Origin of the sequence: Bosea sp. NBC_00550, from assembly GCF_026020075.1 — a bacterium.
GTDB lineage: Bacteria > Pseudomonadota > Alphaproteobacteria > Rhizobiales > Beijerinckiaceae > Allobosea.
Window position 1 is genome coordinate 670,778 of the sequence record NZ_CP102772.1, and the last position, 25,068, is coordinate 695,845.

Below are 25,068 nucleotides of genomic sequence, written 5' to 3' on the forward strand. Positions count from 1 at the left end.
TAGCCCGGCCCAGCCCGCGCGCCCGCACGACATCACTGCGCTGGATCCTAAATCCAGCTCATCGCGAAAGTGCGGCGCCCCCCAAAAAGTCTGGAAAGGGTCCGATTTAAGCTGCGCCTCCGTAACTGGCGAACTGAATACCCGGAAGCGGTCGTTCCAGATATCGGCTATAGGCCATTTGTATGCCAAGAGCGGTTCGACGTGATCGTCGCAGATGGGTCGATGTGGCTTAGCCTTTCGGTTCCCGAGACCTACTCAGGGAAGAGGAAGGTCAAGCCCGCGCGCGCGCCGAACCCCTTTGGCCCAGACACTGGGGAAAATGCATAATATCGACCGGCGACGAACAAGCTGATCGGCTGCTTTCCGATCCTGATCAGTTTCGAGACCTGAGCGTTAATCGGAACGGTGAGCTTCTCATTGGCCCAATCGTACGTCGTCTCCGTGTTGAGCGAGAAGGTCCAGGCATCGTGCGTCGTGTAGGAGATGAACGGCTGCACGAATGTCGCGTTGACCGGGTGCGCACCACTGCGGGTCGCCCCTCCGGCCGACCAGACCTGATTAGCCAAGATGCCGATCGTCCAAGGGCCTTCCTGCTTGAGTAAAACGGCGGTTGGACCCACCCCCCAGCGACTTTCGCCGAGGAGTTGATCCGTCGCGGTTGGCAGGCGGAACACGGGTCCGATCCCCCAGATAATTCCCCCAGGACCAGGAGCCTGTGGGGACAGAAAAAAGCTCTGGGTCGTATCGGACAACCCGAACTGGCGGCCCGAGCCTGGCGCAATATCCCATTGTGAGATGACTGGAAGAACCGTTCTGGAGATAAGGTTCCACTCGGGGCTGAGGTGAAAGGGGATGACCGGCTGGATATTCAGGGTCGCCCGCCCACCATTATCACCGGGCCCGATCCGGCCGTCGTAGTTGAACTGGAACGGAACGCTAATGAGAGCTGCGACCGGATTGTTGAGTTTCTTGGCGAGATCTGCGTCCTGCCCGAAGGCCGGTGACAGGCAATTCGCAAGGAGAACCATGGCGACCGACATAATTCTACGGATTTGTCGCAATGGAACCTCCCTAGACTTCGGTTCAGAGATCAAAACACGGGGTGCTTGAGTTTACTAGGTCGTGAACCCACAAACGGCGGACGTCCGCGTTGTGGAAAGCTGCCGTTCCCGGGCATCAAGGAAAACATCTGCCTTCCCATATTTCGGACCTTGCGGTTATCGACGCGTGGCGTCGACGATCCGACGCAGCTCCGTAGGAGCCGGCAGACTGAGATCGGCCACCCCCATTCGCTTGATCGAGCGATGCTCGGTTGCGTCGCGGTTATCAGCGCGCCTGCCGGGTTAGGGCCAATCATTGGAGCGATCGATATCGGCCCTGGGGACAGGTTTTTCGAGAACAGCGCCGCCGGACTCTACGATCAGTGGCCGGTCGGGATGGGCTTTGACTATTGCTACGGGTTCATGAGGCGCTCCGAACATCCTGCTGATTATGACGGACGATCAAGGCTATGGCGTTTCAGACACATTTGGTGGTGTCGTACCGACGCCGAACCTGGATCGGATCGCACAGATGGGACTGCGCTATCCGCAGTTCAACTCGACTGCGCTCTGTTCGCCGCGCGGGCAGCCCTGATCACCGGCCGTAACCATCATTCGACCGGCTTCGGTATCATTTCCGAACAGTCGACGGGCTACCCCGGGTATGACTCCGCCATCGGCGTGGAAAATGCCACGGCTCGGGGGCTCGCCGACGTTCCCATGGGCTTCACTGCGCGTCTGCCTGGCCGCCCTTCGGAATTCCCGAGGTCGCCTTATGATGTGAACCCTATTTGTCTATTGTCCCTGGCCCAATATCGACCCCCAATACCGCTGCCTATTTTCGGGCGCCCATCGCCAAGCTCGATACGAAGATTGGTGGACCCGATGAAAGCGGATCGGACCCGTTGCTGCAGCCGTGTCCGGCGCGACGCTAATACTCCCCCGCTCAGGCACCTCCCAGACGGCGCCCCCGATCCCACCGCCAATCGACACCCTAAATAAGCTCGAGTCGAGCATCGGCCCGCTGCAATACAACGACGGTGCGCCGAGACGGTCGCCAACGGGTCCGAACGCGCGGGCTGTATCAGGCGCGTTCGAGTTCGGGTCCGGTGATCCTTTCCAGGGAGTTGCAGCAGCCAACTGGCTCCCGCGCCTAAGGGCGATGCTCCGGCGCTTCCAGGGCTGACGACCTGACCGGGGCGTATTAGTTCTGCAGTCAGAAAGGCGCCGTAGTCAGAACCGCCATGCTGGCCCTGCTTCAGAACCGCAGGCTGAGCCCGACGACGGGCCCATGCATTAACATATCGAAAGCGTAACGCCGACGCCCCTCGCCCTGAGCATAGTCGGCATAGAGCGCCCGATAACCGATGACGCCCGAATAGGTGATGCCGTTCTTCTCGGCAAAATCGAAGCTGTAAGCGGCAATGCCCTGCCACGAGAAATTGCTGCCGCCACCACCCACGTCGCCGCGCACCACGAATTCCTGACCAGGCGCCAGGCCAATCCGCACGCGGGCACCAGCAAAGCCGTCGATCCAGTCCACCGAGCCGGAGCGGGCGATCGCCACGTTGCGCCTGAAGCTGAGGTCGCCGATGTCGACCGTCGCGCCCGCATCGAAAGAGAGCTCGGCGCGCTGATTCCAATAGCGCGCGCCCGCGAGGATGTCGAAGGCGACCGACCCGAAGCGGGCGACCTCGTAAGTAGCTCCTGCTTCGAGGATGGCCATCGAGGTCTTGGCGTCGCCCGACGCGCCGATGGCGCCCGCGATATCCGGCGTTGCGCTACGTGTTCTCACGCCCCCGCGATCCACGCTGACCTTGAGCCCGGCGAAATTGCCGAGGAGGGAGAACCTACCATTGCGGGCCTCAATATCTGCCATCAGCGCAAACAGAGTGCCTCCGTCGCCTAGCGAAGCATCGAGGATATCGATGAAGCTCGCATCGACCCTAGCGGTTCGCCCCTTCACTGTCTGATTTCCGTTTAGCGAAATGAGCCAGCCATAGGGCGTAAACCGGTAGGTCCACGCCGAGGTCATCACGGGCGCCACGGGTGCGGCGGGGGGCGGTAGATCGGCGGCTTGCGCCGCGGCGCTGCCCAGCCCCAGGATTATCGATAAAGTGAAGCCGCAGGCCTTCGCGTGGCTGAGTGTCATCGCAATCCCCATTGTTGCGATTCATGCTGCGAATTCGAAGGCACAGCATCTGCCGAACACTGCTCCCGCACAATGCGGAACTTGCTTCCCACTGCAAGGCAGCGATGGATGTGACATATTTACTAATAAGGTATGCCCGAATTCGACGTCGAAATCACTCGCCCTGCTGGTATGAACCTGAATTTGCTGCGTTTGCACGGCGCGGCGAAAACGTCCGCTCTCGCCGGGAATTCGGACACGGACGAATCGTTTTCCAGTGTCCGAGATGGGTCGCCAACAGACCTCACGTAGATGAACTCCGAAGGTCCGGGTCCGGGCAACCATCCAGAGTCCGCTCCTGGCGCTGTCCGGAATAGGAACCGCTTTCCTTACATAAAATCCGGACTGCAGGGGAGGCTGTGGCGGTTTTACATCCTTGACAGAAGTCTCTCCTTTCGCTCGAATGAACATATGAATGCTTCATATGAACGAGATGGGCAACTTGTGGAATTCGTTCAATCGAACGGATATGTTTCGATTGAAGATCTATCTCGCTCGTTCGGCCTTTCGCCTCAAAGCATTCGACGCCTCGTCAACCGGCTGTCTGATCAAGGCAAGTTGAAGCGCTCTCACGGCGGGGTCAGCCCGCCTACCGACGGGGCCAATCTGGAATACAGGACGAGGCAGGTGCTTCGTTTGGCCGAGAAGAAGCTGATCGCAGCCGCAGTCGCGCGGTTCGTGCCCAATGGCGCTTCGTTGTTCATCGGACTGGGGACGACCCCGGAATGTGTGGCGGTCGCTCTCGCGGATCACAGTGATCTGCGCGTGTTCACGAACAGCCTGAACGTTGCGGCTGCCTTGTCGGCCAATCCCGGCGTCGAGATTGCCATTGCCGGAGGACTGCTGCGCCGCCGCGACCGCGACGTCATCGGTTCGGGGGCTGTCGCTTTTTTCCGACGCTACAAGGTGGACTTCTCCATTTTCGGTGTAGGCGGCGTCGACCCCGACGGTATGCTCCTCGATTTCGACGAGGGCGAGGTCGAGGCGCGCGAGGCGATGGTCGAAGGATCGCGAAACTCGCTTCTCGTCGCCGACCACACGAAGTTCGGCCGCAGCGTCCCGGTCAGGGGCGGCAAGATTGGCGAGGTCGACCATCTCTTCACGGATCGACTCCCGCCGGCCGAATTCATGCCGGCCATCAGGAAAGGCGACGTTCAGGTGCACCACCCACCTGATGACCGTGTCACGGCCGCGTAACGCGGCCGGGCAAGAACAAAAAAGAAAACATAGGGAGGAAGAGATGACGCTTTTGAGAGCATCGGCGCTTGCGGGCGCCTTCGTCGCATGCCTCGTTCTGGCGGGCCCCTCGTCGCAGGCGCAGGACAATCGACCGACCTTGCGCATCGCGGTTCAGGCCAACCCGCCCACGGCTGAGCCGCTCGATGCCGAATCGAATGTCGGCTACCGCACCAACTATTCCATCCACGACACACTGCTGCAGTTCGACTATGGCGGCGATTTCCAATTGAAGCCGCATCTCGCGGAAAGCTGGAGCTGGAAGTCGCCGACCGAGCTTGAAGTGAAGCTTCGGCATGGCGTGAAATTCCACGACGGCAACGAGATGACGTCCGAGGACGTGGTCTTCTCGTTCGGCCCCGAACGTCTGACGGGGCAGAAAGCGCCAGGCTTTCCGATGGTTCGGCGCTACTGGGTCAGTCTCGACAAGGTGGAAGCCGTCGACCGCTACACGGTGCGTTTTTCCTCCAAGTATCAGGACCCGATCTTCGAGCAGCGCCTCGCAGCCTGGACAGCGCAGATCATCTCCAAGGCGGCTTACCTCAAGGCGCCGGACTACAATGCCTGGCGTCTCAAGCCCGTTGGAGCCGGCCCCTATAAGGTCGACCGCGTCGTCGCGAACGATGCCATCGTCCTCACCGCCCATGACGATTACTGGGGTGGCAAGCCGAACGCCAAGACGGTGTTGTTCAAGGTCGTCCCGGAGGTGTCCGCGCGCGTAGCCGGGCTCCTGGCAGGTGACTATGACATCGCCTCCGACATCCCGCCCGACCAGCTCAAAGTTCTCGAACGCAACCAGGACATCAAGATCGTCGGCGGCCCGGTGAACAACCACCGTGTGATCTGGTTCGACAAGACGCACCCTGTTCTCAAGGATCCGCGCGTCCGGCAGGCAATGATCGTCTCGATCGACCGGCAGGCGATCGTCGAGGCCATGTGGGATGGCCGCACTAAAATCCCCAACGGGCTGCAATACGATTTCTACGGCAAGATGTATCTGCAGGACTTTCCGAAATACCGCTACGATCCGGAAGAGGCGAAGAAACTCCTCAGGGAGGCGGGTTACAAGGGCGAGGAAATCACCTTCCGCAGCTTCAACAACTACTACACAGCGGAGTTGGCGACGACGCAGGCCATGGTGGCGATGTGGCAGTCGGTCGGCCTCAACGTCCGTATCGTGATGGTTGAACCTGGCGGGGCCCTGTTTGCGCCGGGCGATGGGCGCGCGGCTGGCAACTGGTCGAATTCAGCGCTCCTGCCGGATCCGCTGTTCTCGCTATGGAGCCAGCACGGCCCGGCCAGCGTGCAGAAGGCCCAGGGCGCCTGGGAAAGCGAGGAGTTCTACAAGCAAGGCGAGATTCTGGAACGCGCCACCGATATCCAGACGCGCCGCGAGGCCTTTCGGCGCATGCTGCAGATCAACGAGTGGGACGATCCCGGCGTCAGCAGCCTTCACCAGAACGCTGTGTTCTACGGCATCCGCAAAAATGTGGACTGGGCGCCCTACATCTTCCTCTACATGGATCTCGGCCCGGCGCGGCTGAAGTTCAAGTAGCCATGGCGCTGCTCTCGATCCGGGATCTCGACGTGCACTATCCGGCGGCCGGGCGCCTCGTTCCGGCCGTCAGGGGCGTGAACCTCTCGCTTGGGGAGCGCGAAATACTCGGGGTCGTGGGGGAAAGCGGGTCGGGCAAAACGGTCAGTTGCCTCAGCCTTATGGGGCTTCTGGGGCCGCGGGCCGAGGCGAGCGGCACGGTTCATTTCGATGGCCGCGAAATCGACGTCGCGGCCGTCGTCCACGAACGCCGCCAGGGCAGGTTGCCACTGGCAATGATCTTTCAGGATGCGACAGGCGGACTCAATCCAATCCGGACCGTCGGTTCGCAGATCGCTGAGATTTTCGTTCACAGGGATGGCGCATCTCAGAAGACAGCTTGGGACAAGGCCGTCGAACTGCTGGAAACCGTGGGCATCCGCGAGCCGCGCGAGCGAGCCTCTAGCTACCCGCATCAAATGTCGGGAGGCATGAACCAGCGTGTGATGATCGCGATGGCACTTGCCGCATCCCCGCGCGTCCTTATCGCAGATGAACCCACGACCGCGCTGGACGTCACCGTCCAGGCTCAGATCTGCAAGCTGCTTCGACTGTTGGTCGAGCGCGAGGGCTTGTCGATCATCTTCGTCTCCCATGATCTGGATCTTGTCACGAGCTTCTGCGATCGCGTCGCCGTGATGTACCGCGGAGCGGTCGTGGAGTGTGACACCAGCGAAGCTATCCGCCGCGCACCCAGGCATCCCTACACCGCAGCGCTCTTCGCCGCGATTCCCGGGCATCGACCGCCTTTCTCGCAGCTCGAGGAAATCCCCCAGAATCTCGACGCTCCGCTGTCGGCATCGCCGACACAGCCGGACCTGCAGAAGGTGGATGTGACGCCGCAGCTTGCGTCCGAGCCCGCCGAGCAGCCGGCCATGATCGAGGTCTCGGACGTCGCCTATCATTTCGCGAAACGGCGCTGGTTCAGCCGCTCCACGCATATCACCAAGGCGGTCGACGGCATCTCCTTCGCGGTTCCGGCGGGAACGACCTTCGGTATCATCGGTGAAAGCGGCTGCGGCAAGAGCACGCTCGCGAGCTTGCTCATTGGCGATCGCGAGCCGCAGAGCGGCGGCATCAGCGTCGGCGGCCGCAGCATGAAGGAGCTTCTGGCGCATGGCCGGCGGGCCTATGCACGCCGGGTCCAGATGGTTGCCCAGGACCATTACGGATCGATGGATCGGCGCCAGACCGTCGGCCCGCAGATCGAGGAAGCATGTCGCATCCATTTCCCTGAGCGCTCCGGGGCGCGTCGGCGCGAGGATGCGCTGCGTATGCTGCAGGCGGTCGGCCTCGGCGAAGCGCACTACGCCAAGCTCCCGCACCAGCTCAGCGGCGGCCAGCGCCAGCGCGTCGCGATCGCGCGCGCATTGATCGTCGAGCCCGACATCCTGATCTGCGACGAGCCGACCTCGGCGCTCGATGTCTCGATCCAGGCGCAGGTCCTCAATCTTCTGCTCAGGCTGCAGCGCGAGCTCGACCTGACCATCCTGCTGATCAGCCACGACATCCGCGTCGTAGCCCATATGTCGCATGCGATCGGCGTTATGCGCGCTGGCGTGATGGTCGAGCAGGGACCGGCCCAGGAGGTGCTCTCCAATCCCAGGCATGCCTATTCGCGCAGCCTCTTCGCCGCCGCCCCGACCTCGCGGCGCGCAAGCATTCCCATGTCGCTACCCAGCACCGAATCGCTGCTGAAGGACGCGATCCCATGACCAGAACCGTCCTGATCGCCTTCGCGCGACTCCTGATAACCGTCCTGCTCGCTGTGACCTTCGTCTTCGTCATCCTGCGCGTCAGTGGCGATCCTGCACGCGCTCTGCTGCCCGTCGATGCGCCCGAGGACCAGATCGCGGCGGTGCGGACCGAATGGGGCTTGGATAAGCCGCTTCCTGAACAATACCTCACCTACGTCATGAAGCTGGCAAGCGGCGATTTCGGCCTCTCGCTGAACGATAGACAGCCGGCCTTGCGGGTCGTCGCCGAGAAGATTCCGGCGACGTTGCTGCTGATGGGGACGGGTCTTGTCATTGCCTTTACGGTCGGATCGGCGCTGGGCCTTCTCGCCGCCAGCTATCGCGGACGCGCTCCCGACCGTCTGATCATGTCGCTGGCGATCTTTGTTCACAGCATACCGAGCTTCCTGTTCGGCATCCTGCTCATACTCCTCCTCGCCGTGGCGCTGCGCCTGTTGCCGAGCGGCGGCGGGCCATCGCTTCTGCACCTCGTCATGCCTGCCGCGGTGATCGGCCTGTCCCAGGCCGGCGTCGTCGCCCGTTTCGTCCGCTCCAGCACACTGGAGGTGTTGGCGCAGCCCTACATCACGGTCGCAAGCCTCAAGCCCCTGCCGCGCTGGTATTTCATTCGCGCCCATGTGCTGCCGGGTTCGGCACTGCCATTGCTGACGCTCTTTGGGTTCTCGCTCGGAGGGATCATCGCCGGCGCGGCCATCGTCGAGTCAGTCTTCGCTTGGCCGGGAGTCGGCCGGTTCCTCGTGTTCTCGGTGGCACGCCGCGACGTGGCGGTCGTCCAGACAATCGTGGTGCTGGTCGCGACGATGATGGCGTTCGCCAATCTCGCGACGGATCTCCTCTACGCCATCTTCGACCCTCGGCTGCGCACGTCATGACGGACCTGATCGCTCCCGGACCGGTGCGGCCCCGCAGGCGGCGCGAGATCGCCGTCACCCTGGCTGCGGTTATGGTGATCCTGTTCATCCTCGTCGCGATCTTCGCCGAACGACTGGCGCCCTATGGTTTCGCGTCCATCGATCTGCGCGCGCGCAACACGCCGCCCATCTTTTTCGGTGGCTCATTCCACCACGTCCTGGGCACGGACGAACTGGGGCGCGACATCCTCAGCCGTCTGATGATCTCGGTGCGAGTCAGCCTCCTCGTTTCGGTACTCGCCTGTCTCATCGCCGCGACCATCGGCGTCACGCTCGGCCTCGCCGCCGCCTTCCTGCGCGGCTGGGTGGACAGCCTCATCCGGGTCGCGATCGATTTCCACGCATCCGTCCCTTTCCTCATCTTCGCGCTAGCGATCCTCGCCTTCTTCGGAAACAACATCGTTCTGTTCGTCGTGTTGCTCGGCACCTATGGCTGGGAGCGCTATGCCCGGCTTGTGCGCGCTCTCGCGCTCGTCGAGTACGAGAAGGGTTATGTGCTCGCCCTGCGCCGACTCGGCGCCGGCGAGGTAGCGATCGCCGTCAAGCATGTGCTGCCCAACGTCGCGGCGATCATCATCGTCAACATGACAATCGCGCTGCCCGAACTCATCCTGCTGGAATCGGGGCTAAGCTTCCTGGGGGTCGGCATCCAGCCGCCGCTCGCCAGTCTCGGCAACATGGTCGGCCTCGGACGCGACTATATCGTCACGTCCTGGTGGATCGCGACGATCCCGGGCATCGCCATCTTCATCCTTACCCTGTCGATCAGCACCATCGGCGACTGGCTGCGCGACGTCACGGATCCGAGTCTGAAATGAACGATACACAGCATTTCCCGCTCCCGGAGATCGCAGCTCACCGTGGCGGCAGCCGCTTTCCGGAGAATACGCTATCGGGATTTCGCCACGCTGCCTCTTACGGCGTCGAACAGGTTGAACTGGATGTTCATCTGACCAGCGACGACCAGTTGCTCGTCATGCATGACGAGACACTGGATCAGACCAGCTTCGGCACGGGGCCGATCAGCCGCTTCACGCTCGCGGAAATCCAATCCAGTTCGTTGCGTCAGATCGACGAAAGCGCCCCGTCGCTCGACCAGGCGCTGGCCGCCCTCGCGCCTAGCCGGATGCGAGTTCGTATCGAGGTCAAGCCTGGCGGTTCGCCTGGCGGCTACGAGAAGACCCATCGCCAGGTGATGTTGCTGGCCGGCAAGCATGGCATGAGCAACCGCATCACCGTCATGTCCTTCGATCCGGCAGCTTTAGCGTTCTTCACGGGCTCGGGGGTGCCGACGAGCCTGTCGGTCTGGCCGCACGCCCAGGCATCCATCCAAACTTTCGGGCCTGTCGTCGCGCAAGCGGCCGAGGCCGGAATCGACGATCTCGGATTGTCGTTCGCACGAACCACGCCCGACATGCTCGCACTGGCCGGCGAGGCCGGGCTTACCGCCGGCATATGGACCGTCAACGATGCGAGCCGGCTCGACTACTGGCTCAGGCAGCCGGTAGCCTACATCCTTACCGATCATCCGGACATCGCTAAACGGGTACGAGACGGGTTGCAGGGCATTGCCTCTGATGTCTGATCTCCTTGCCGGGATCGCCTCGATCGCGTCGCGCTACCAAGCATTCGTTTTCGATCTCGATGGGACGATCCTGCTCGGCGAGACGTTGCTGCCCACGGCGGCTAGAACCGTCAGCGAGCTACGGGCGCAAGGTCGCACTGTCCTATTCCTGACCAACAACACCACGGCTCGCTCGACGGAATACGCCTGCAAGCTGACTCGTCTGGGCCTGCCGGTCGAGGCAGAGGACGTCGTCACCGCCGCGCATGTCCTGATCGAGCTGCTCAAGCGGGAAACACCAGAGGCGCGCCTGATGGTGCTGGGCGAGAGCGCCCTTGTGATGGAGCTGGAACTCGCGGGCTTCGTCGTGACCGACGAGATATCGGATACCGATATCGTCATAGCCAGCTTTGACAGGGCCTTCTGCTACGAGAAACTGAAGCGCGCGTTCCGTGCGGTTCGGGCCGGTGCTCGGCTGATGGCGACCAACGCCGACCGCTTCCGGCCTACGGTGGACGGCGGCGAGCCAGACGCCGCCGCGATCATCGCAGCGATCGAAGCTTCCTCCGGCGCGAAGTGCGAAGCCATCGTCGGCAAGCCGTCCGATGTCATGACTCGCTATCTGCTGGGGCGGCTCGATGCCGCTCCCGGTTGCTGCCTATTGGTCGGCGATCGCTTGGATACGGATATTGTGATGGCCAACAACGCCGGAATTGCATCGGCACTCGTACTCACTGGAGCGACGTCCATGGACGAGGCCGAAAGCTCCGCAATTGCACCCACCTACATTCTGAGATCTCTCTCCGAAATTCTGGACGTCAAAAACTGAGTTGTGCCGCTGGCAGCGAAGATCCTGAATCAGATTTGGGAAGCGGCCTGAGATCGAGCCATCCCGGGTGACATGATAAAAAGCCGAGTGCGCTTACGGGTATCCACCGAATGTCCCGAAATGGCGCAAGATCGATATTCCGGGGCAAAACCTATGGAACATAGGCTCGCATCCGGTCGATCGTGAAAAGATAGTCGTCGCGCGATTGCGAGCTGTGGCAGGACTGGCACCGATCTGCGAAGGCCGTGCGCCTGATCTGGCGGCTGGTATCGAACTGTTGGAAATGCCAGTCGCCGGTGCTGACGTCTGCCGGGAAATCCGCGCCCCAGTTCACCCCTTTCTCCATCACGAAATACTCGGCGAGCTGACGCGCCCTCCAGACGCCGAGGACGAGCCGGGTGCCCGGCGGGAGCGGCTTGCCGGCCTTGGCCAGAGCGAGCGTCTCCGGCAGTGCGAACGCTTCCTCCTTGTTGAAGCCCCGATCGTACGTGGCGTAGAGCACGTACTTGTCGAAGTCCTTCGGGAAGGTCGCGCGGTTGGTCTGGGCGTTCGCCGTCACGATCGAGCACAGTAGGAACGCGATCGCAGCTATGCGGTGGACCGTCATGCTGTTTCCCTTTCGATGCGGTTCAATCCAGAGCGAGCGAGGTAGAGAGTTCGCGATGCTCGTCGATCTGCTGCTGGATGGTCTTCAGGTTCGCCTCGACGGCCGCCATGGCGTCCGCGCCGGCGACGAAGCGCAGCGGGAGCTTCCCGGAATCGGACAAGGTGACCATCGCACCGGCCAGCTTCGCCGGATCACCTCCCTGGAGACCATTCATGCCTGACCAGGCAGCGACGGTCTGGGCCGTGCGCTCGGCGTAATCGTCGACCGCCAACTGGGGCCAGATCGTCGAGGCGCCCTCGACGAGGAGCTCGGTGCGAAAGAAGCCCGGCTCGACGGCCATCGTCTCGATGCCAAACGGTGCCACGTCATAGCGGAGCGATTCCATCCAACCTTCGAGGGCGAACTTCGAGGCGGCGTATGCGACGACGAATTCCTGCCCGATCAGGCCGGCCAGGGACGTGACGGTGATGACCTGGCCGGCGCGCTGCTTGCGCATGATCGGCAGGATTGCGCGGGTGACGATCGTAGGCCCGAAGAAGTTGGTCTCCATCTGCGCCCGGAAATCGTCGGGGCCGATGTTCTCGAAGTACCCGGCGTAGAAGTTGCCGGCGTTGTTCACCAGCACGTCGATTCGACCGAAGCGATCGATCGCTGCCTTGGCGGCGCTGCCGGCGGCCTCGGGATCGGTGATGTCCAGCGCGACCGTGAGCAGGCTGTCATGCGTGCCGATCGCCTTGCGCACCCTCTCCGGATCGCGTCCCGTCGCGACGACGCGATGGCCGGCCGCGAGTGCCTTGCGTGCGATATCAATGCCCAGGCCACGGCCGGCACCGGTGACGAACCAAATCTTGGTCATGATGTTTGCTTCTTTTGGCGATGACGCTTCGTGCCGAGGCCGCCTCATCGCCTGGGGAATCGGGCGCTCGATGGGAGCCGAGAACGTCTCGGCCCCCCTTCTGCGGATCAGATCGAGTAATCGATCGAGAGCATGTGGTCCTTGCCCATGCGGTCGCCATAGACCGGGAACTTGGACAGAGAGGTGTCGATCGCGAGGACGTCAGCGGCGTCGAGCTGCACGCGGGTCGCGCCGAGGTTCTCCAGCAGGTGGGTCTCGCTGCGGGTGCCCGGGATCGGGACGATGTTGGGGCTCTTGGCCATCAGCCAAGCGAGCGCGACCTGGGACGGCGTCGCGCCCTTCTTGGCGGCGTACTCCTTCAACCGCTCCACGATGGGCATGTTGAGCGGCATGAACTCCTTCGAGAACCTCGGGAAGCCGGCACGGAAATCCGTCTTCTCGTCGTACTTGGTCGACGGGTCGTACTTGCCGGTCAGGAAGCCCATCGCCACCGGAGACCAGGGCACGAGGCCGATGCCCAGTTCGTTGCAGGTGTCGAGGATGCCGTTCAGCTCAACGTTGCGGGTCCACATCGAATACTCGTTCTGAACGGCTGTGACGGGCTGCACGGCATGGGCGCGGCGAATGGTCTTGGCGCTCGGCTCAGACAGGCCGAAACCCAACACCTTGCCCTGGTTGATCAGGTCCTTCACCGCTCCGGCGACGTCCTCGATTGGCACGGCGGGGTCGACACGGTGCTGGTAGTAGAGATCGATATGGTCAGTCCGCAGACGCTTGAGGGATTCCTCGACGACGCGCTTGATGCGCTCCGGCCGGCTGTCCAGGGCGACGGTGCCGTCGATCGCGAACCCGAATTTGGTGGCGATCTTGACCTTGTCCCGGAACGGTTGGAGCGCCTCGCCGACGAGCTCCTCGTTAATGTAGGGGCCGTAGACCTCGGCGGTGTCGAAGAACGTCACCCCGTTCTCGAAGGCTGCGCGGATCGTCTTGATGCCTTGATCCTTGGGCACCGGGCCGTTGTAGTTGCCGCTCTGGTTCATGCAGCCGAAGCCGAGTTCCGAGACTTCCAGTTTGCCGAGCTTGCGGGTTTTCATCGTCGTGCCTTTGGTTCCGGCTGGCTGTGCGTCTGCCGTATGGGCGCCCCAGAGCGGTGCAATCGCCGCGGCGGCGCCAAGCAAAGCGGTCGATTTCAGGAATCCGCGCCGGCCGTTGAAGACGGTGGCGGGTGTTTCGGCGGACGCGTCGGTCATGGCCATTCCCTTCGATGGAGGCTGCCATTGGGATGCCCAAGGGCCAGCGCTGTTCCGTTGGCGTGAGCCTAGGCGCTGTCGCGTCCAGCGATTAGCCGCTATGAAGTGCATGAACCTAGAAGCAGGCGCACTGAATGAAACGCGAGGACCTAGCCGATCTCTCGGCGTTCCTGGCCGTGGCCGAGGCCGAGAGCTTCACGCTGGCGGCGTCGAGGCTCGGCATGTCGCAGTCGGCGCTGAGCCAGATTGTGCGACGGCTCGAAGGCCGGCTGGGCCTGCGGCTGCTGCGTCGCACGACCCGGAGCGTGTCGCCAACCGATGCCGGCGAGCGGCTGCTGGAGACGTTGGTGCCGGCGCTGAGCGGGCTGGACGCGAGCCTCGCGGCATTGAGCGAGATGCGCGAGAAACCGGCGGGCACGATCCGCATCACCTCGGTCGAGCATGCGACCGACACCATCATCTACCCGGTGCTCAAGACATTCCTGCCCAAATATCCCGACGTCAGCGTCGAGATCGTTTCCGACTACGGCCTGGTCGACATCGTGGCCGAGCGACTCGACGCCGGCGTTCGCTTGGGAGAGCACGTCGATAAGGACATGATCGCCGTCCGCATCGCGCCGGATCTGGATATCGCGATGGTCGGGTCACCCGCGTACTTCGCCGAGCGGCCGCCGCCGATGGTCCCCCAGGACCTGGTTCGTCACCGATGCATCAACCTTCGCCTCTCGGCGTCACGGGGGCATTTCGTGTGGGACTTCAGCAAGGACGGACGCGAGCTCAAGGTCCGCGCTGACGGACCGCTGGCGTTCAACACGATCGAGTTGATCGAGAAGGCAGCGCTGGATGGCTTTGGGTTGGGTTTCCTGCCGCGGGATAAAGTTCGGCATCATCTGGAAGCCGGCCGCTTAGTCAGCGTCCTTGAAGACTGGTGCCCAAGCTATCCAGGCTATCACCTCTACTACCCCAGCAGACGGCAGCCTACGCCGGCTTTTGCCTTGCTAGTGGACGCGTTGCGCGTCAAACGGTGAAACAGCGAAAGCGCTCTGGGCGATAGTCACAAGTTCTGCGTCTGCTTTGCGGCAGCGACGTCATGTCAGCAGTTGGCGCAAGTTTAGCCTGCGGCTACTTGGTGGCGCACACCATCGGTGACTTGGAGCCGGGAAGACGGCGAGTAACGGTAAACTCGCAATACACGCTTCCTACTTTCACCCTCAAAGCTCTGACTTGCCTGTCGGGAACCAACTCTGAATGGTCTTCGGCACCATTTCCCCTCGCAGCGGCTTCGCATAAAAATAGCCCTGAGCAGAATCGCACCCTGCTTCTCGCAGGCGTGCGGCCTGTTGGGAGCTTTCGACCCCTTCCGCAGTCGTATGCATTCCCATAGCGTGACCGAGGCTTACGATGGCGGCGACAATCGCAGCGTCACTGTCGTCGCTGATCAGGTTCCGCACGAAACTCTGGTCGATCTTGATGTGGTCCACGGGGAACTGCTTGAGATGGAGAAGCGACGCAAAGCCCGTCCCGAAATCATCCAGAGCGATGGAGACGCCGGCGTCGTGCAACTTGTTCAGGATGAAGGACGCCGTCGCCGTTCTGCGCCCGAGGAAAGCCGTTTCCGTCACTTCGACTTCAAAATGCGCCGAGGAGACACGTGTATCCTCCAGGATGCGGATAATCCTGTCGGCGAGCCTCGGGTCGGAGATCTCGGCGGAAGACAGATTGACCGCCACGCGACCGCATTCGAGACCCTGATTCAGCCATGATCGAACATCGGCCGCAACCTGGCGGATCATCTGCTCGCCCAGAGCAATCGAAATGGCCTGCTCGGCGAACATCGAGCCAAAATAGTCAGGCGTGAGAAGCCCTTTGGTCGGATGGTTCCAACGCGCGAGGGCCTCGAAGCCGACGATCCGGCCTGTCACCAACGACACTTTTGGCTGGTAATAGGGAACGAACTGCTGTGCTGCGAGCCCTTCGCGGACGTCGTGTGCGATGGTCACGCGATGCTCCATCGTCTCGCGGGCGGCGCTGGTATAAGCAACCGCTTGGCTGCGCCCCTGCTCCTTCGCGCGATAGAGCGCGATGTCGGCGTCCTTCATCAGTTCGACCGGATCGCGGTGATGCTCAGGGAAGGTTGCCAGCCCGATGCTGACCGTTGTGGAAAGAGCTCGTCCTTCGTGCTGGAAGGGAGCACGGAGAGCTTCTACGATTTCCGTAGCAAGGGCAGTTGCTTCACTTCCCGCTGAAATATCGGCGAGTATGATGGCAAACTCGTCGCCCCCGAGGCGTGCCACGGTATCGCCTTCTCCGACAAAGCTTCTGAGCCGAATGGCCGCCTCCTGAAGGAGGAGGTCTCCAACCGCATGGCCGAGCGTGTCATTGACATCCTTGAAGTCGTCGAGATCCAGTAGCAACAGCCCCACGCCGGCCCCAGAGATTCCGGCATTCGCCAGCGCCTCGTTGAGGCGAGCCTGGAAGAGCGCCCGGTTCGCCAGGCCCGTCAGAGGGTCGTGATTGGCGGTTCGCCAGATGGCCTCTTCGGCGGCCTTCCGATCTGCGATGTCGAAGGTCAGTCCGATGAGCCGATTTTCGTCCTTTCGCTCGGCCCTGAGAGCAAGCCACGTTTGCGAGCCGTCAGGAGAAAGGTAGCGCACTTCGGCCGCGCCACTCCCTTCCGACCTGACGGCGCTCCAGAAGGCCGTCACTATTCCTCGGTCGTCGGGATGGACCCTGTTGATGAAATCGCCTGCCGGTCCCGAGGAAATGCCAAGCAGCATCATGGAATTCTCGGAGCGGTCGACCCACTGCGTCTCGAGATCGAGCTCCCAAGCAGCCATCCTGCTGGCCTGCAAAGCCAGCCGCAGGCGCTCCTCGCTCACCCGGATCGCGTTCTCGGCCGCTTTTCGTATGGTTATGTCAGTAAAGGTGCGCACCATTCCGCCGTTGGGGAGGCGGTTGGTTCGAACTTCCAGCACCGTTCCGTCTGGTCTCTGCCTATCGTAGTCCAGGATTTCTACGTGTATACCTTCATATTTGATGGCCCGAAGAAGCTCCTCGGTGACAGTACCAAATTCACCTTGTTCCATCTGCCATCTCTTCACCGCCTCGAAAGATGGATTGGAACGCATCAGGTCGGGTGGCAGGCCGAGCAGATCGATCGCGCGCTGATTGCAGACGGCCACATAGCCGTTGGCATCGACCATCAGAATTCCCTGGTCCACATGCTCCAGGACAGCGTTCAATAGAGCACTGTCCACGGGGAAAGATCGAGTCATGCGCTGAGTAGTCAAGCGTCGGCCTCTCGCCAAGCTAACGGTCGATCAGGGTATGGCCGCGCGCTTTCGAAATGCTGAAAGATCGAGATCGATTTGCCCGATATCCTGTGTCCAGCGGTGGCTTGGACGACCTTCCTTTACCCAGCTGCCCGAGGCGCCGTTTAGCCTCCACCAAGACCTGGCGGCTACGAGGATGCGCTCGCCATGATGAAGGATGTCGGCAAGCGCGCGGCGCAAAAGCCTGATGAAGGTGTTCCTACCGGCAACGGTTCGGAGCGAGCGAAAGGCTGATCGTTATCACCAGCCGTGCATGACATCACTTTCGCCCTGTCGTTATGAGCAAAGTGTTCGGCCCGCTCCAACCGTCCGGCTGCGTAAAAACCGCTAGTTGGTCGCGAATATTCGCCCACGCGGCCTCCTGAGCGGGAGGTGCAAGTCGTGACAGCATGGCCATTACGGGCACGGCGGCCACGCGCAGGAATTTGACGTAATCGTCGACGGATGGAAGGCGGAATGGCGCCTCGAGCCGAGCCGTTGAAACTTCGCCGAAGCCAGCAGCCAGAAAGAGCTGGTCGAGGTCCCCCACGCGCCCGAGGCTGAGAAGGCCGCCGGGCGCAAAAGGATCTCGCGGCGGAAGCCCTGCATGGCGTGAAGCTGTCGTCATGAGACTGCGGAGACAGGGATTCTGATCCGGCCCGGCGAAGACCATGGCTGAGAAGCAGCCCGTGGGCTTCAACGCCGCTTGGACAGCGGCGAGGCAACGCGCCGGCTCGGCATGAGCATGAGGCCCAGGCGGCAGATCGCTGCGTCGAAGACGTCGACCTCGGGCAGGGGCATCTGGGCGTCCGCAACCCGCCCTTCGACGATCGAGAGGCCAGCAGAAAAGGTGTTGCGCTGAAGGCGATCGACCAGCATCGGCGACAGATCGGTGGCAACGATCCGACCTGACAGGCCCAACCGTTTCCCGAGCGCAATCGTCTGGTCACCGGCGCCGGCGGCCACGTCCAGGACGCATCCCCCCGGCTCGACGCCCGCCAGGTCAAACATCGTTTGCGTCGGCTTCGAAAGCCACGCCGCGAGCGCCGCAGATTGGGCGTCCCACCCTTCCGCGGCGGCGTCCCATTGTTTGCGTGTCGCCTCAACCGTGGGGCTGGTTAGCTTGTCGGTCATTGGCCCGCCTTGGAATGAGGACGTCACTCGTCCGTGATGCACGGGTGTCGACAGCAGGCCCAGCTCCGAGAACCTGACGCGCACATTGAACACACCCACGCAACGAACCGAGTCGCCAACGGGCGACGGAATGATTGGTTCCGTTACGGAACCTCGCTCGAAGGCCGTCCGTTTGAATCCGCAAATGCGAGACTTTGTGAGGTATCGCCATGGTTTCGATATGGGGAGCCGCCGGGCCAAATCAGCGCCCCAGCCTCGTCAAGCGGGCGCTCTGCACCGAGCGGTGCCAGGACACAGCTGGCCGCCAGTTTAACGTCATCGTGTGGCGAGATTGGCCGGGTCTTTCGATCACCTCATATTCGCTCGAAGATGGCACTCCCGTCGAATACCACGACGAGTGCTATTTCAAGCTGCCGTCGGGCAAGACGCTAACCCGGTGCGAACACTGACGGTCCATGAGCCGCCGAGCCGTCGAATTTTGCCACGAAGCTGAGATGGCGGTCGGAGTAGGCGGTAACAAGGAGGACAATCTCGTGACCATTCCCCAACTGCGCCCGCATCCCTAGTGAGAAGCTGCCGGGGTCGACCGATCGAATATCACCGATAAGGGTGCCACTGCACCACGAGCCGTATTCATTGTGGACAAGGCGATAAGCAATCGGGAGGTCCGTGCCGTCGCGCAGGATCAACCTGCCTTGGCCGGATTTCATGACGTTCTCGGTTTTGATTGTCCGGCCGAACCGCAATCGGCGGGAGGTAGCGCGCAAAGGCAGCGCTATGCATATTAGGCGCGTGTATTGAAGTGATAGCAAGCGCCCGACCGCGGACCCGGCCGCAGCTCCGCTCGGCTCAGACCTCCCGCTATGGCTTCAATACAACCTTGATGCAGCCGTCCTCCTTGTCGCGGAATTTTCTGTACATTTCGGGGGCATCCTCAAGGTTCGCCGGATGGGTGATGACGAAGCTTGGGTCGATTTCTCCGGCCTCGATTTTGGCCAGCAGCGGCTTGGTGTAAGCTTGGACATGGGTCTGGCCCATTTTAAAAGTCAGGCCTTTGTTCATCGCGGCGCCCAGCGGGATCTTGTCGCCCATTCCGACATAGACGCCGGGGATTGAAACTGTGCCCCCCTTGCGGCAGCACATTATCGCCTCACGGAGAACATGGACCCGGTCGGTAGCGAGAAACGTCGCGGCCTTGACCTTGTCGAGTATGGCATCAGCTGCGCCGTGTCCGGCAGCTTCGCAGCCAACGGCATCAATGCAACTGTCAGGGCCTCGACCCTTCGTCCGCACCATCAGCTCGTCGTAGACGTCCAGTTTGGAGAAGTTGATCGTTTCGGCGCCGCCGGCCTCAGCCATCGCCAATCGTTCGGCAACCTCATCAATGGCGATGACCCGGCCGGCGCCGAGAATGAAGGCGGATCGGATCGCGAATTGGCCGACCGGTCCACATCCCCAAATTGCGACGGTGTCGCCCTCCCGAATCTGGGCATTCTCCGCGGCCATATAGCCGGTTGGGAAAATGTCGGAGAGGAACAGCGCTTGCTCGTCCGAGACGCTGTCGGGGACTTTGATCGGGCCAATATCGGCCATTGGGACGCGCAAATATTCTGCCTGCCCACCGCTATATCCGCCGAGCATATGGCTGAAGCCGAACAAGCCCGCCGGTGACTGGCCCATGGCCTTCGCGGCCATCTCCGCATTTGGGTTCGTGCGGTCGCAGGCGGAGAACATTCCTTGCCGGCAGAACCAGCAGTCGCCGCAGCTGATCGTGAAGGGCACGACAACCCGATCGCCGATCTTGAGATTGGTTACCTCTGAGCCGAGCACGACAACCTCCCCCATGTTCTCATGACCGAGGATATCGCCGCTCTCCATTGTCGGCTGATATCCGTCGAGCAGATGCAGGTCCGACCCGCATATCGCGCAGCAGTTGATTTTGATCACCGCGTCGCGCGGATGCTGAATTCGGGGATCGGGCACCGTATCGACTCGGACATCTCCTTTGCCGTGCCAGCATAGCGCGCGCATTGGGGGTACTCCTCCTTGGGGACAATTCGCGATCGGCTCGCGCTGCTCGACTAGCCCACGTCTTAGGCCGGCCGGCTAGCCGCGATGTGGCTGACTAGTATTCAGGCGACGCAGAGCAACTGCGGATTCGCCTTGCTGCGGAAACTCAAGCTCATGTTCTGCGGCTCGACGTATCGCCGTACTTCCCGCCAAACAATTGCTGAAAGGCGTCAGTTCGGCGTGAAGCTGATCGACCGGCACAAACATCGGATTCTCCTTGAGCCCCAGCCGAAGGAGTAGTGGCGGTCTGCATATTGTCGGGAATTGCCGGCGGCAGCTCTCTGTCGCGCTGGCTCCAGATACGCCACCAACTGAGAGCGAACGGACATAGTTCCGGTCGAACCCATGGATTCTTCCAGCGCACCGACCTCGGCAAAATCTAGCGACGCGTTTGGTTGCTGACGGCAACTTCAAAGCTGGCGCCCCCGCGCGCGAACCTAATCATGGGCGAACGACTGACACTCGGGGGATTCCCGCCGCGCGAACGCTCTAACGCTGGTGAGATTGGGCCCCGGAGGCAGACCGATACCCACATCCATTCAGGTTGGAACAAGTGACTGAGGGCACCGTTCGACCATCAGGCTGGAACAATTCAATCAGATGGAGAGCGGCATGGGTTGGTTCACTAAAGACATCGCCACGATGGACGATCTGTTCGTCCACACCCTTCAGGACATTTATTACGCCGAGAATCAGATCCGGAAGGCCTTGCCGGACATGGTCTCGAAGGCGACGAGCCCGGATCTGAAACGCGGCTTCGAAATGCATCTACGTGAGACCGAAGGGCAGATCACTCGACTCAAGGAGGTGTTCAAGCTCCATGGCGTCGAGGAAAAGGGAATTACCTGCCCCGCCATCGACGGCATCCTCGAGGAGGCCAACGACATCGCTGGCGAAGTCGACGACAAGCAGGTTCTGGACGCTGCTTTGATCGCCGCGGCCCAGGCCGTGGAGCACTACGAGATTACCCGGTACGGCACCCTCGTGGCTTGGGCGAAGCAGCTCGGACGCGACGATTGCGCAGCCCTGCTGCAGCAGAATCTGGACGAGGAAGCTGCCACCGATAAGAAGCTCACCGAACTCGCTGTCAGCGGCATCAATCGCAAGGCTGCGTGATGCAAAGGCCCCATCTCGTCGGATGGGGCCGTCTCTTCGCCGAGCCGATATAGGAGGCGAGCATGGACCCTTCAGAGCCGATCACCACCGGCCGGGATTTGGCATTGCGTCTGAACTCGGCTTTTCCCGAACGCGATTGGGTTGCGCTCCTCGCGGAGCGATCCGGCACAGGCCGCGATTTTGTCGAATGGCATCTGCAGGAAGACATGATGCCTCCGGAAACGCTTATTCGGGCAGCTGCCGAATTGCTCGATGAACAACCGGCGGGCCGGCTAAGCTCAAATGATTTCAGAGCAGTTCAATGACGATCCTCGACCACGACGAGTATCGTGCGGCCGTTGAGCGCGCGGTGGCTCTTAGCGACGCATCCGAGGGGTCCGAAGAGGCCCGGGAGTTCAGTCGTCTTACGGCGGAGATTCGCGACTGGGATGAAGCCCACAAGGGCGATAATGCTCATGGTCCAGAGGAGGACCAGAGCCTGCTGCGGCCGGACGACCTTCCATTCTCTGGACTGCCAGGCAATCTCGGAAGGCTATACAAGGACTGATTGGTGCCATTCGGAGCAGTACCCCACGTGCCATGGTCTACCGGCCGATAGGCGCTGCCGGTACATCCGCGGCTAACGCCCGATCGGCGGTAGCAGAAGGGAGTCAGCGGGGTAATGTCGGCTCCCTTCGATGGTCATCTTGGCAGATAACCATCGCTGCCGGCGCTTGGTAACAAGCAGCGGTAGCGCTGCCACAACGGGGTAAGCCACGGTCGGGTTCCGCCGCTGCAAAGACTCATGCAACGACAGAGTGTCGATATCGCTCGATCGCACGTAGCGTCAGATCGTCCTCATCCTCAGCGACCGCGACCAAGCTTGCGACGATGTAAGCCAGCTTGGTTCGCTCTTGCTCGTCAAACGCATCGGGAATGGTCGATCGAATCTCGGACCAGGCTGCATCGAGCGCTGCTTGCGCGCGGGCCAGGTCGACCGGGTCACTCAACGATGAGAATGGCATGGCTCCTTCCTCCGCCTGGGTGTGCGGCCGAAAATTTAGGCAGTCGCATCACCGGTGCAAGACTGAAGCGAGACAAAAAAAGCCCGCCGGCAGAAGCCGGCGCGGCAGTTCGTTCAAACCGAAGGAGACCATCGGTTAACAGCGGCGCGACGCTGAGGTTCCCGGCAGGAGTGATGTAAAAAGCCCGGTCCACCCAAGCGTGACCGGGTCTTGAACAACTCAACATGGGACACCTAAATCATCGTGATCCGGGCGCCAACGGCCGCGCGGACCCAAATCCATGTTGCTTCTAGGAGGATGTGGCTATGGCACTAACGCCTTCGGATGAATTTGAACGCCCCGTCGTCATTCTAACCGGTCTCGGAATTCCGACCGCCGTCTCGTCGGCGATGGAGGCCTACATGTTCCTGGCCGATTGGCCGAAAAGCCAGCGAGACCCTGGCCACGCCTTTGCGGTGAAGGCCTGCCTGGCGGCGGTCCGCGGCGAGATCGAGCCCGAGACTGCGAAAGGTCTCTTTGCCTCGTGGGCTGAGAAGCAAGACATTTTGGCTCCAGACATCGCGGCGTTTGCCAGCAGCGGACGGAAAGGTTCGCACGGCACCGCCTGAAGCGAAGAGGCCCCGCCAGCCGGAGCTGGCGGGGCCAATAAGCGCGGCTTGGGGATATCAATCAGCGATCGATGTGCTCCGGCATCTCCGTCAACTGATCCTTGGTCCAGTTCGTGACGGCATGAACATTGCCATCTTCGTCGCGCATGAACTCAAGGTCGCTGATAGCTACGCCCACAGGCTTTGCGCCGATGCCAAGGAAGCCACCCACGTCGATCACGACCTGACTTGTGGGTCCGGCGCCGTGGACATGGGAAACTGAGCCGATCTTTTCATCGCCTGGTCCGTAGATCGTCGCGCCATCGAGGATATCGCCAGTCAAGTCGGTCTCGGTAAGAGGGATATGGTGGGAGTGGTCCATCGTTAGCTCCTCATGCTCGATACCGATAAACGAGCTGAGGTCTGAGGCGTTCCAGGATCAGAACAGATCGTCCTTGAAAGGCTGTTGGCCAGCGACAAAGCCGCCGCAGACGCGGCTCAGGTGGCGTTGGCGGACATGGCTCACGATGTCTTACCTGATGGTACATCCGTCGATCTGACTGCCGCTGTAGAGAATTCGGCCGGCGAAGAAATCTATCACGCTCGCTCAAATTCCGCGGCGAAACGGCCGAACAGGCACGATCTAAGACTGCCGATTTCGAAACCGCGGCGGATGATGCGGCTGAAGCAGTGGCCAGGGCCCTTGATGCGAAGCCGGACGCGCGAAGCTGAAGGAGGATGGCGAAAAGGAGTGGGGGCGTTGGAGCGCCATTGGCAGGATGCGTGAGGTGCTCTTCCCAGATTGGATTCTGAGCGCCCGTGAGTCAGCGACTTGAGGCGTGCCGGTTTTGCTGACCATACTACCATCATGAATAGCAGTGCGAGTGCGGCTTAGCTGAAGGAGGCGGTGGGCACGACGTGGTAGGTTGGACTGAGCACGGTTCCTCCGCCTTCCGGCCAGGAGACCGACTCCTCCTAATGGAGCGCGTCACCCTTCGCCCGTTGCTGCCGCATCCGCAACTCATCGCTCCTGTCGCAGAATTCGAGCGGCCGTCTCCGGTGGCGCGGAGTCCTTCGGCGCGGCTGTTTTCGATCGTGCTATGCCGTCGGCTGCGAGCGCGCGGTAAGCTTGTTTCCGTCCGGATCGCGAAGGTAAGCGACGAAGGCTCCGTTCGGGCGCTCGCTGGGTGGGCTCTCGATCGCACTCCCACCATGCGTAGTCCCGGCCTTGTGCCACGCGAGAACGTGGTCCCGGCCGGACGCGGAGATTCCGATCGTTCCGCCGTTGGCCGAAGTAGCCGGATTGCCGTCGATGGGCTTCGTGATCATCAGCCGCCCGCCGTCGTGGGCGTAGATTAGCCTGCCTCGGGCATCTACCGCGCCAGGCTTGCCGCCTAACGCGACGAATGTGGCGTCATAGAAGTCTTTTGACCGCTCCAGATCGTTGCTGCCGATCATGACGTGGGTGAACATGCTTTGATCTCCGATAAGGCCCCGCGCCCTAGTGCGGGCGAGCGGCTGAAGGGAGGAACGCATGCGCGTGATTGAACCGCTATCTGAGCTCGAAAAATGGCGAGAGGGCGTACTGACCTCAATGCGGGTCTCAGCGGTTGTGGGATCGCATCAGCTCTGCATCTTCGAGCAGTTTTGCCAACCTGGCCTGGGCGCGCCTATGCACTCGCACACCGTCGAAGAAATCCTCGAGGTCATTGAGGGGCAGGCCGAGATACGCATCGAGGACGAGGTGATGTCCGTGCTCCGCAACCAGTCGGTCATCGTGCCCGCCGGCAGCCGTCACGGGTTCACGAATACCGGCAGCGGCATCCTGAAGGTTCGCGCCACTCTCGCCTCGCCGGTTTTCGAGGCGAGTTACGACGACAGCGGAGAGCTGAAACGGCGGTACAGCCCGTAGGAGCTTCTGGGCGCTCTCTGCCGGTCCAGCTGGGCTCATGTGTCATGCAAAGCGGGATGCCGAGCAATGCGCGCACGAGCTTGCTCGGAACATGCTCAT

The 25,068-nt window shown here is 61.7% G+C and carries 26 protein-coding genes and 1 pseudogene; 15 read left to right on the top strand and 12 right to left on the bottom strand.

Features of this window, described 5'->3' with window-relative positions:
- Positions 1–251: 251 nt before the first annotated feature.
- The gene (locus NWE53_RS03225) at positions 252–1,040 is read right to left on the bottom strand and encodes a transporter (RefSeq protein ID WP_265052942.1); all 789 of its coding nucleotides are present in this window, start codon (positions 1,038–1,040) and stop codon (positions 252–254) included.
- A gap of 451 nt (positions 1,041–1,491) precedes the next feature.
- Here NWE53_RS03225 and NWE53_RS03230 point away from each other — a divergent pair.
- Positions 1,492–1,736, top strand: a pseudogene (locus NWE53_RS03230) (sulfatase-like hydrolase/transferase); the annotation flags it as partial.
- A 562-nt stretch (positions 1,737–2,298) separates the two neighbouring features.
- On the opposite strand, the gene NWE53_RS03235 reads toward NWE53_RS03230, so the two are convergent.
- The gene (locus NWE53_RS03235) at positions 2,299–3,192 is read right to left on the bottom strand and encodes a hypothetical protein (protein ID WP_265052943.1); all 894 of its coding nucleotides are present in this window, start codon (positions 3,190–3,192) and stop codon (positions 2,299–2,301) included.
- 450 nt (positions 3,193–3,642) lie between these two features.
- Between NWE53_RS03235 and NWE53_RS03240 the strand changes: the two genes are divergently transcribed.
- From NWE53_RS03240 to NWE53_RS03270, 7 genes are read left to right on the top strand one after another with little or no spacing between them, the layout of a single operon-like run.
- Complete coding sequence (locus tag NWE53_RS03240; protein WP_265052944.1) at positions 3,643–4,428, top strand: DeoR/GlpR family DNA-binding transcription regulator; 786 nt, start codon at positions 3,643–3,645, stop codon at positions 4,426–4,428.
- A 43-nt stretch (positions 4,429–4,471) separates the two neighbouring features.
- Entirely contained in the window at positions 4,472–6,022 is a 1,551-nt protein-coding gene (locus tag NWE53_RS03245; RefSeq protein ID WP_265052945.1) for an ABC transporter substrate-binding protein, read from the top strand.
- Between the two features lie 2 nt (positions 6,023–6,024).
- Complete coding sequence (locus tag NWE53_RS03250) at positions 6,025–7,776, top strand: dipeptide ABC transporter ATP-binding protein (protein ID WP_265052946.1); 1,752 nt, start codon at positions 6,025–6,027, stop codon at positions 7,774–7,776.
- Positions 7,773–8,690, top strand: a complete 918-nt coding sequence (locus NWE53_RS03255; RefSeq protein ID WP_265052947.1) for an ABC transporter permease — start codon at positions 7,773–7,775, stop codon at positions 8,688–8,690. Before NWE53_RS03250 ends, NWE53_RS03255 begins: the two co-directional genes overlap by 4 nt.
- Positions 8,687–9,547, top strand: coding sequence for an ABC transporter permease (locus tag NWE53_RS03260; RefSeq protein ID WP_265052948.1), 861 nt, complete (start codon positions 8,687–8,689; stop codon positions 9,545–9,547). The genes NWE53_RS03255 and NWE53_RS03260 overlap by 4 nt, the downstream gene beginning before the upstream one ends.
- The gene (locus tag NWE53_RS03265) at positions 9,544–10,314 is read left to right on the top strand and encodes a glycerophosphodiester phosphodiesterase (RefSeq protein WP_265052949.1); all 771 of its coding nucleotides are present in this window, start codon (positions 9,544–9,546) and stop codon (positions 10,312–10,314) included. The genes NWE53_RS03260 and NWE53_RS03265 overlap by 4 nt, the downstream gene beginning before the upstream one ends.
- The gene (locus NWE53_RS03270; protein ID WP_265052950.1) at positions 10,307–11,122 is read left to right on the top strand and encodes an HAD-IIA family hydrolase; all 816 of its coding nucleotides are present in this window, start codon (positions 10,307–10,309) and stop codon (positions 11,120–11,122) included. Before NWE53_RS03265 ends, NWE53_RS03270 begins: the two co-directional genes overlap by 8 nt.
- A gap of 151 nt (positions 11,123–11,273) precedes the next feature.
- Here NWE53_RS03270 and NWE53_RS03275 read toward each other — a convergent pair whose 3' ends face one another.
- From NWE53_RS03275 to NWE53_RS03285, 3 genes are all read right to left on the bottom strand, one after another.
- Complete coding sequence (locus NWE53_RS03275) at positions 11,274–11,729, bottom strand: cytochrome P460 family protein (protein ID WP_265052951.1); 456 nt, start codon at positions 11,727–11,729, stop codon at positions 11,274–11,276.
- Between the two features lie 22 nt (positions 11,730–11,751).
- The gene (locus tag NWE53_RS03280) at positions 11,752–12,585 is read right to left on the bottom strand and encodes an SDR family oxidoreductase (protein ID WP_265052952.1); all 834 of its coding nucleotides are present in this window, start codon (positions 12,583–12,585) and stop codon (positions 11,752–11,754) included.
- Positions 12,586–12,692: 107 nt separating this feature from the next.
- A complete protein-coding gene (locus tag NWE53_RS03285) occupies positions 12,693–13,679 on the bottom strand; it encodes an aldo/keto reductase (RefSeq protein ID WP_265054806.1) in 987 nt (328 codons plus the stop codon).
- Positions 13,680–13,969: 290 nt separating this feature from the next.
- Here NWE53_RS03285 and NWE53_RS03290 point away from each other — a divergent pair, with 290 nt between their 5' ends.
- Positions 13,970–14,863 (top strand): LysR substrate-binding domain-containing protein, encoded by an 894-nt coding sequence (locus NWE53_RS03290; RefSeq protein ID WP_265052953.1) that lies wholly within the window; start codon positions 13,970–13,972, stop codon positions 14,861–14,863.
- A 183-nt stretch (positions 14,864–15,046) separates the two neighbouring features.
- Here the strand turns inward: NWE53_RS03290 and NWE53_RS03295 are convergent, their stop codons facing one another.
- From NWE53_RS03295 to NWE53_RS03310, 4 genes are all read right to left on the bottom strand, one after another.
- Complete coding sequence (locus NWE53_RS03295; protein WP_265052954.1) at positions 15,047–17,077, bottom strand: putative bifunctional diguanylate cyclase/phosphodiesterase; 2,031 nt, start codon at positions 17,075–17,077, stop codon at positions 15,047–15,049.
- Between the two features lie 765 nt (positions 17,078–17,842).
- A complete protein-coding gene (locus NWE53_RS03300; RefSeq protein ID WP_265052955.1) occupies positions 17,843–18,280 on the bottom strand; it encodes a class I SAM-dependent methyltransferase in 438 nt (145 codons plus the stop codon).
- 428 nt (positions 18,281–18,708) lie between these two features.
- Positions 18,709–18,990 carry a hypothetical protein gene (locus NWE53_RS03305; RefSeq protein ID WP_265052956.1) on the bottom strand — a complete coding sequence of 94 codons (282 nt, stop codon included), beginning with the start codon at positions 18,988–18,990 and terminating at the stop codon, positions 18,709–18,711.
- A 151-nt stretch (positions 18,991–19,141) separates the two neighbouring features.
- On the bottom strand, positions 19,142–20,311 hold the full coding sequence (locus NWE53_RS03310; protein ID WP_265052957.1) for a zinc-dependent alcohol dehydrogenase: 1,170 nt from the start codon (positions 20,309–20,311) through the stop codon (positions 19,142–19,144).
- 651 nt (positions 20,312–20,962) lie between these two features.
- Here NWE53_RS03310 and NWE53_RS03315 point away from each other — a divergent pair.
- The 3 genes from NWE53_RS03315 (at position 20,963) to NWE53_RS03325 (ending at position 22,013) form a co-directional block, all read left to right on the top strand.
- On the top strand, positions 20,963–21,466 hold the full coding sequence (locus NWE53_RS03315) for a YciE/YciF ferroxidase family protein (RefSeq protein ID WP_265052958.1): 504 nt from the start codon (positions 20,963–20,965) through the stop codon (positions 21,464–21,466).
- Positions 21,467–21,528: 62 nt separating this feature from the next.
- On the top strand, positions 21,529–21,771 hold the full coding sequence (locus NWE53_RS03320; protein WP_265052959.1) for a hypothetical protein: 243 nt from the start codon (positions 21,529–21,531) through the stop codon (positions 21,769–21,771).
- Complete coding sequence (locus NWE53_RS03325) at positions 21,768–22,013, top strand: hypothetical protein (RefSeq protein WP_265052960.1); 246 nt, start codon at positions 21,768–21,770, stop codon at positions 22,011–22,013. The genes NWE53_RS03320 and NWE53_RS03325 overlap by 4 nt, the downstream gene beginning before the upstream one ends.
- Positions 22,014–22,248: 235 nt before the next feature.
- Here the strand turns inward: NWE53_RS03325 and NWE53_RS03330 are convergent, their stop codons facing one another.
- Complete coding sequence (locus tag NWE53_RS03330; protein ID WP_265052961.1) at positions 22,249–22,470, bottom strand: hypothetical protein; 222 nt, start codon at positions 22,468–22,470, stop codon at positions 22,249–22,251.
- Between the two features lie 305 nt (positions 22,471–22,775).
- On the opposite strand from NWE53_RS03330, the gene NWE53_RS03335 reads away from it, so the two are divergent.
- Positions 22,776–23,078, top strand: a complete 303-nt coding sequence (locus tag NWE53_RS03335; RefSeq protein WP_265052962.1) for a DUF982 domain-containing protein — start codon at positions 22,776–22,778, stop codon at positions 23,076–23,078.
- Positions 23,079–23,139: 61 nt separating this feature from the next.
- Here the strand turns inward: NWE53_RS03335 and NWE53_RS03340 are convergent, their stop codons facing one another.
- On the bottom strand, positions 23,140–23,439 hold the full coding sequence (locus tag NWE53_RS03340; protein WP_265052963.1) for a PRC-barrel domain containing protein: 300 nt from the start codon (positions 23,437–23,439) through the stop codon (positions 23,140–23,142).
- Between the two features lie 84 nt (positions 23,440–23,523).
- Here NWE53_RS03340 and NWE53_RS29970 point away from each other — a divergent pair, with 84 nt between their 5' ends.
- Positions 23,524–23,844, top strand: coding sequence for a DUF6894 family protein (locus tag NWE53_RS29970; protein ID WP_442864946.1), 321 nt, complete (start codon positions 23,524–23,526; stop codon positions 23,842–23,844).
- Between the two features lie 311 nt (positions 23,845–24,155).
- On the opposite strand, the gene NWE53_RS03345 is transcribed toward NWE53_RS29970, so the two are convergent.
- Positions 24,156–24,530, bottom strand: a complete 375-nt coding sequence (locus NWE53_RS03345) for a VOC family protein (RefSeq protein WP_265052964.1) — start codon at positions 24,528–24,530, stop codon at positions 24,156–24,158.
- A 61-nt stretch (positions 24,531–24,591) separates the two neighbouring features.
- On the opposite strand from NWE53_RS03345, the gene NWE53_RS03350 reads away from it, so the two are divergent.
- The gene (locus NWE53_RS03350; RefSeq protein ID WP_265052965.1) at positions 24,592–24,969 is read left to right on the top strand and encodes a cupin domain-containing protein; all 378 of its coding nucleotides are present in this window, start codon (positions 24,592–24,594) and stop codon (positions 24,967–24,969) included.
- Positions 24,970–25,068: the final 99 nt, after the last annotated feature.

Coding starts and splice junctions, on each gene's coding strand:
- NWE53_RS03225 (WP_265052942.1), bottom strand. CDS start 1,040: ATGTCGGTCGCCATGGTTCTCCTTGCGAATTGCCTGTCACCGGCCTTC.
- NWE53_RS03235 (WP_265052943.1), bottom strand. CDS start 3,192: ATGACACTCAGCCACGCGAAGGCCTGCGGCTTCACTTTATCGATAATC.
- NWE53_RS03240 (WP_265052944.1), top strand. CDS start 3,643: ATGAATGCTTCATATGAACGAGATGGGCAACTTGTGGAATTCGTTCAA.
- NWE53_RS03245 (WP_265052945.1), top strand. CDS start 4,472: ATGACGCTTTTGAGAGCATCGGCGCTTGCGGGCGCCTTCGTCGCATGC.
- NWE53_RS03250 (WP_265052946.1), top strand. CDS start 6,025: ATGGCGCTGCTCTCGATCCGGGATCTCGACGTGCACTATCCGGCGGCC.
- NWE53_RS03255 (WP_265052947.1), top strand. CDS start 7,773: ATGACCAGAACCGTCCTGATCGCCTTCGCGCGACTCCTGATAACCGTC.
- NWE53_RS03260 (WP_265052948.1), top strand. CDS start 8,687: ATGACGGACCTGATCGCTCCCGGACCGGTGCGGCCCCGCAGGCGGCGC.
- NWE53_RS03265 (WP_265052949.1), top strand. CDS start 9,544: ATGAACGATACACAGCATTTCCCGCTCCCGGAGATCGCAGCTCACCGT.
- NWE53_RS03270 (WP_265052950.1), top strand. CDS start 10,307: ATGTCTGATCTCCTTGCCGGGATCGCCTCGATCGCGTCGCGCTACCAA.
- NWE53_RS03275 (WP_265052951.1), bottom strand. CDS start 11,729: ATGACGGTCCACCGCATAGCTGCGATCGCGTTCCTACTGTGCTCGATC.
- NWE53_RS03280 (WP_265052952.1), bottom strand. CDS start 12,585: ATGACCAAGATTTGGTTCGTCACCGGTGCCGGCCGTGGCCTGGGCATT.
- NWE53_RS03285 (WP_265054806.1), bottom strand. CDS start 13,679: ATGAAAACCCGCAAGCTCGGCAAACTGGAAGTCTCGGAACTCGGCTTC.
- NWE53_RS03290 (WP_265052953.1), top strand. CDS start 13,970: ATGAAACGCGAGGACCTAGCCGATCTCTCGGCGTTCCTGGCCGTGGCC.
- NWE53_RS03300 (WP_265052955.1), bottom strand. CDS start 18,280: ATGACCGACAAGCTAACCAGCCCCACGGTTGAGGCGACACGCAAACAA.
- NWE53_RS03305 (WP_265052956.1), bottom strand. CDS start 18,990: ATGAAATCCGGCCAAGGCAGGTTGATCCTGCGCGACGGCACGGACCTC.
- NWE53_RS03310 (WP_265052957.1), bottom strand. CDS start 20,311: ATGCGCGCGCTATGCTGGCACGGCAAAGGAGATGTCCGAGTCGATACG.
- NWE53_RS03315 (WP_265052958.1), top strand. CDS start 20,963: ATGGGTTGGTTCACTAAAGACATCGCCACGATGGACGATCTGTTCGTC.
- NWE53_RS03320 (WP_265052959.1), top strand. CDS start 21,529: ATGGACCCTTCAGAGCCGATCACCACCGGCCGGGATTTGGCATTGCGT.
- NWE53_RS03325 (WP_265052960.1), top strand. CDS start 21,768: ATGACGATCCTCGACCACGACGAGTATCGTGCGGCCGTTGAGCGCGCG.
- NWE53_RS03330 (WP_265052961.1), bottom strand. CDS start 22,470: ATGCCATTCTCATCGTTGAGTGACCCGGTCGACCTGGCCCGCGCGCAA.
- NWE53_RS03335 (WP_265052962.1), top strand. CDS start 22,776: ATGGCACTAACGCCTTCGGATGAATTTGAACGCCCCGTCGTCATTCTA.
- NWE53_RS03340 (WP_265052963.1), bottom strand. CDS start 23,439: ATGGACCACTCCCACCATATCCCTCTTACCGAGACCGACTTGACTGGC.
- NWE53_RS03345 (WP_265052964.1), bottom strand. CDS start 24,530: ATGTTCACCCACGTCATGATCGGCAGCAACGATCTGGAGCGGTCAAAA.
- NWE53_RS03350 (WP_265052965.1), top strand. CDS start 24,592: ATGCGCGTGATTGAACCGCTATCTGAGCTCGAAAAATGGCGAGAGGGC.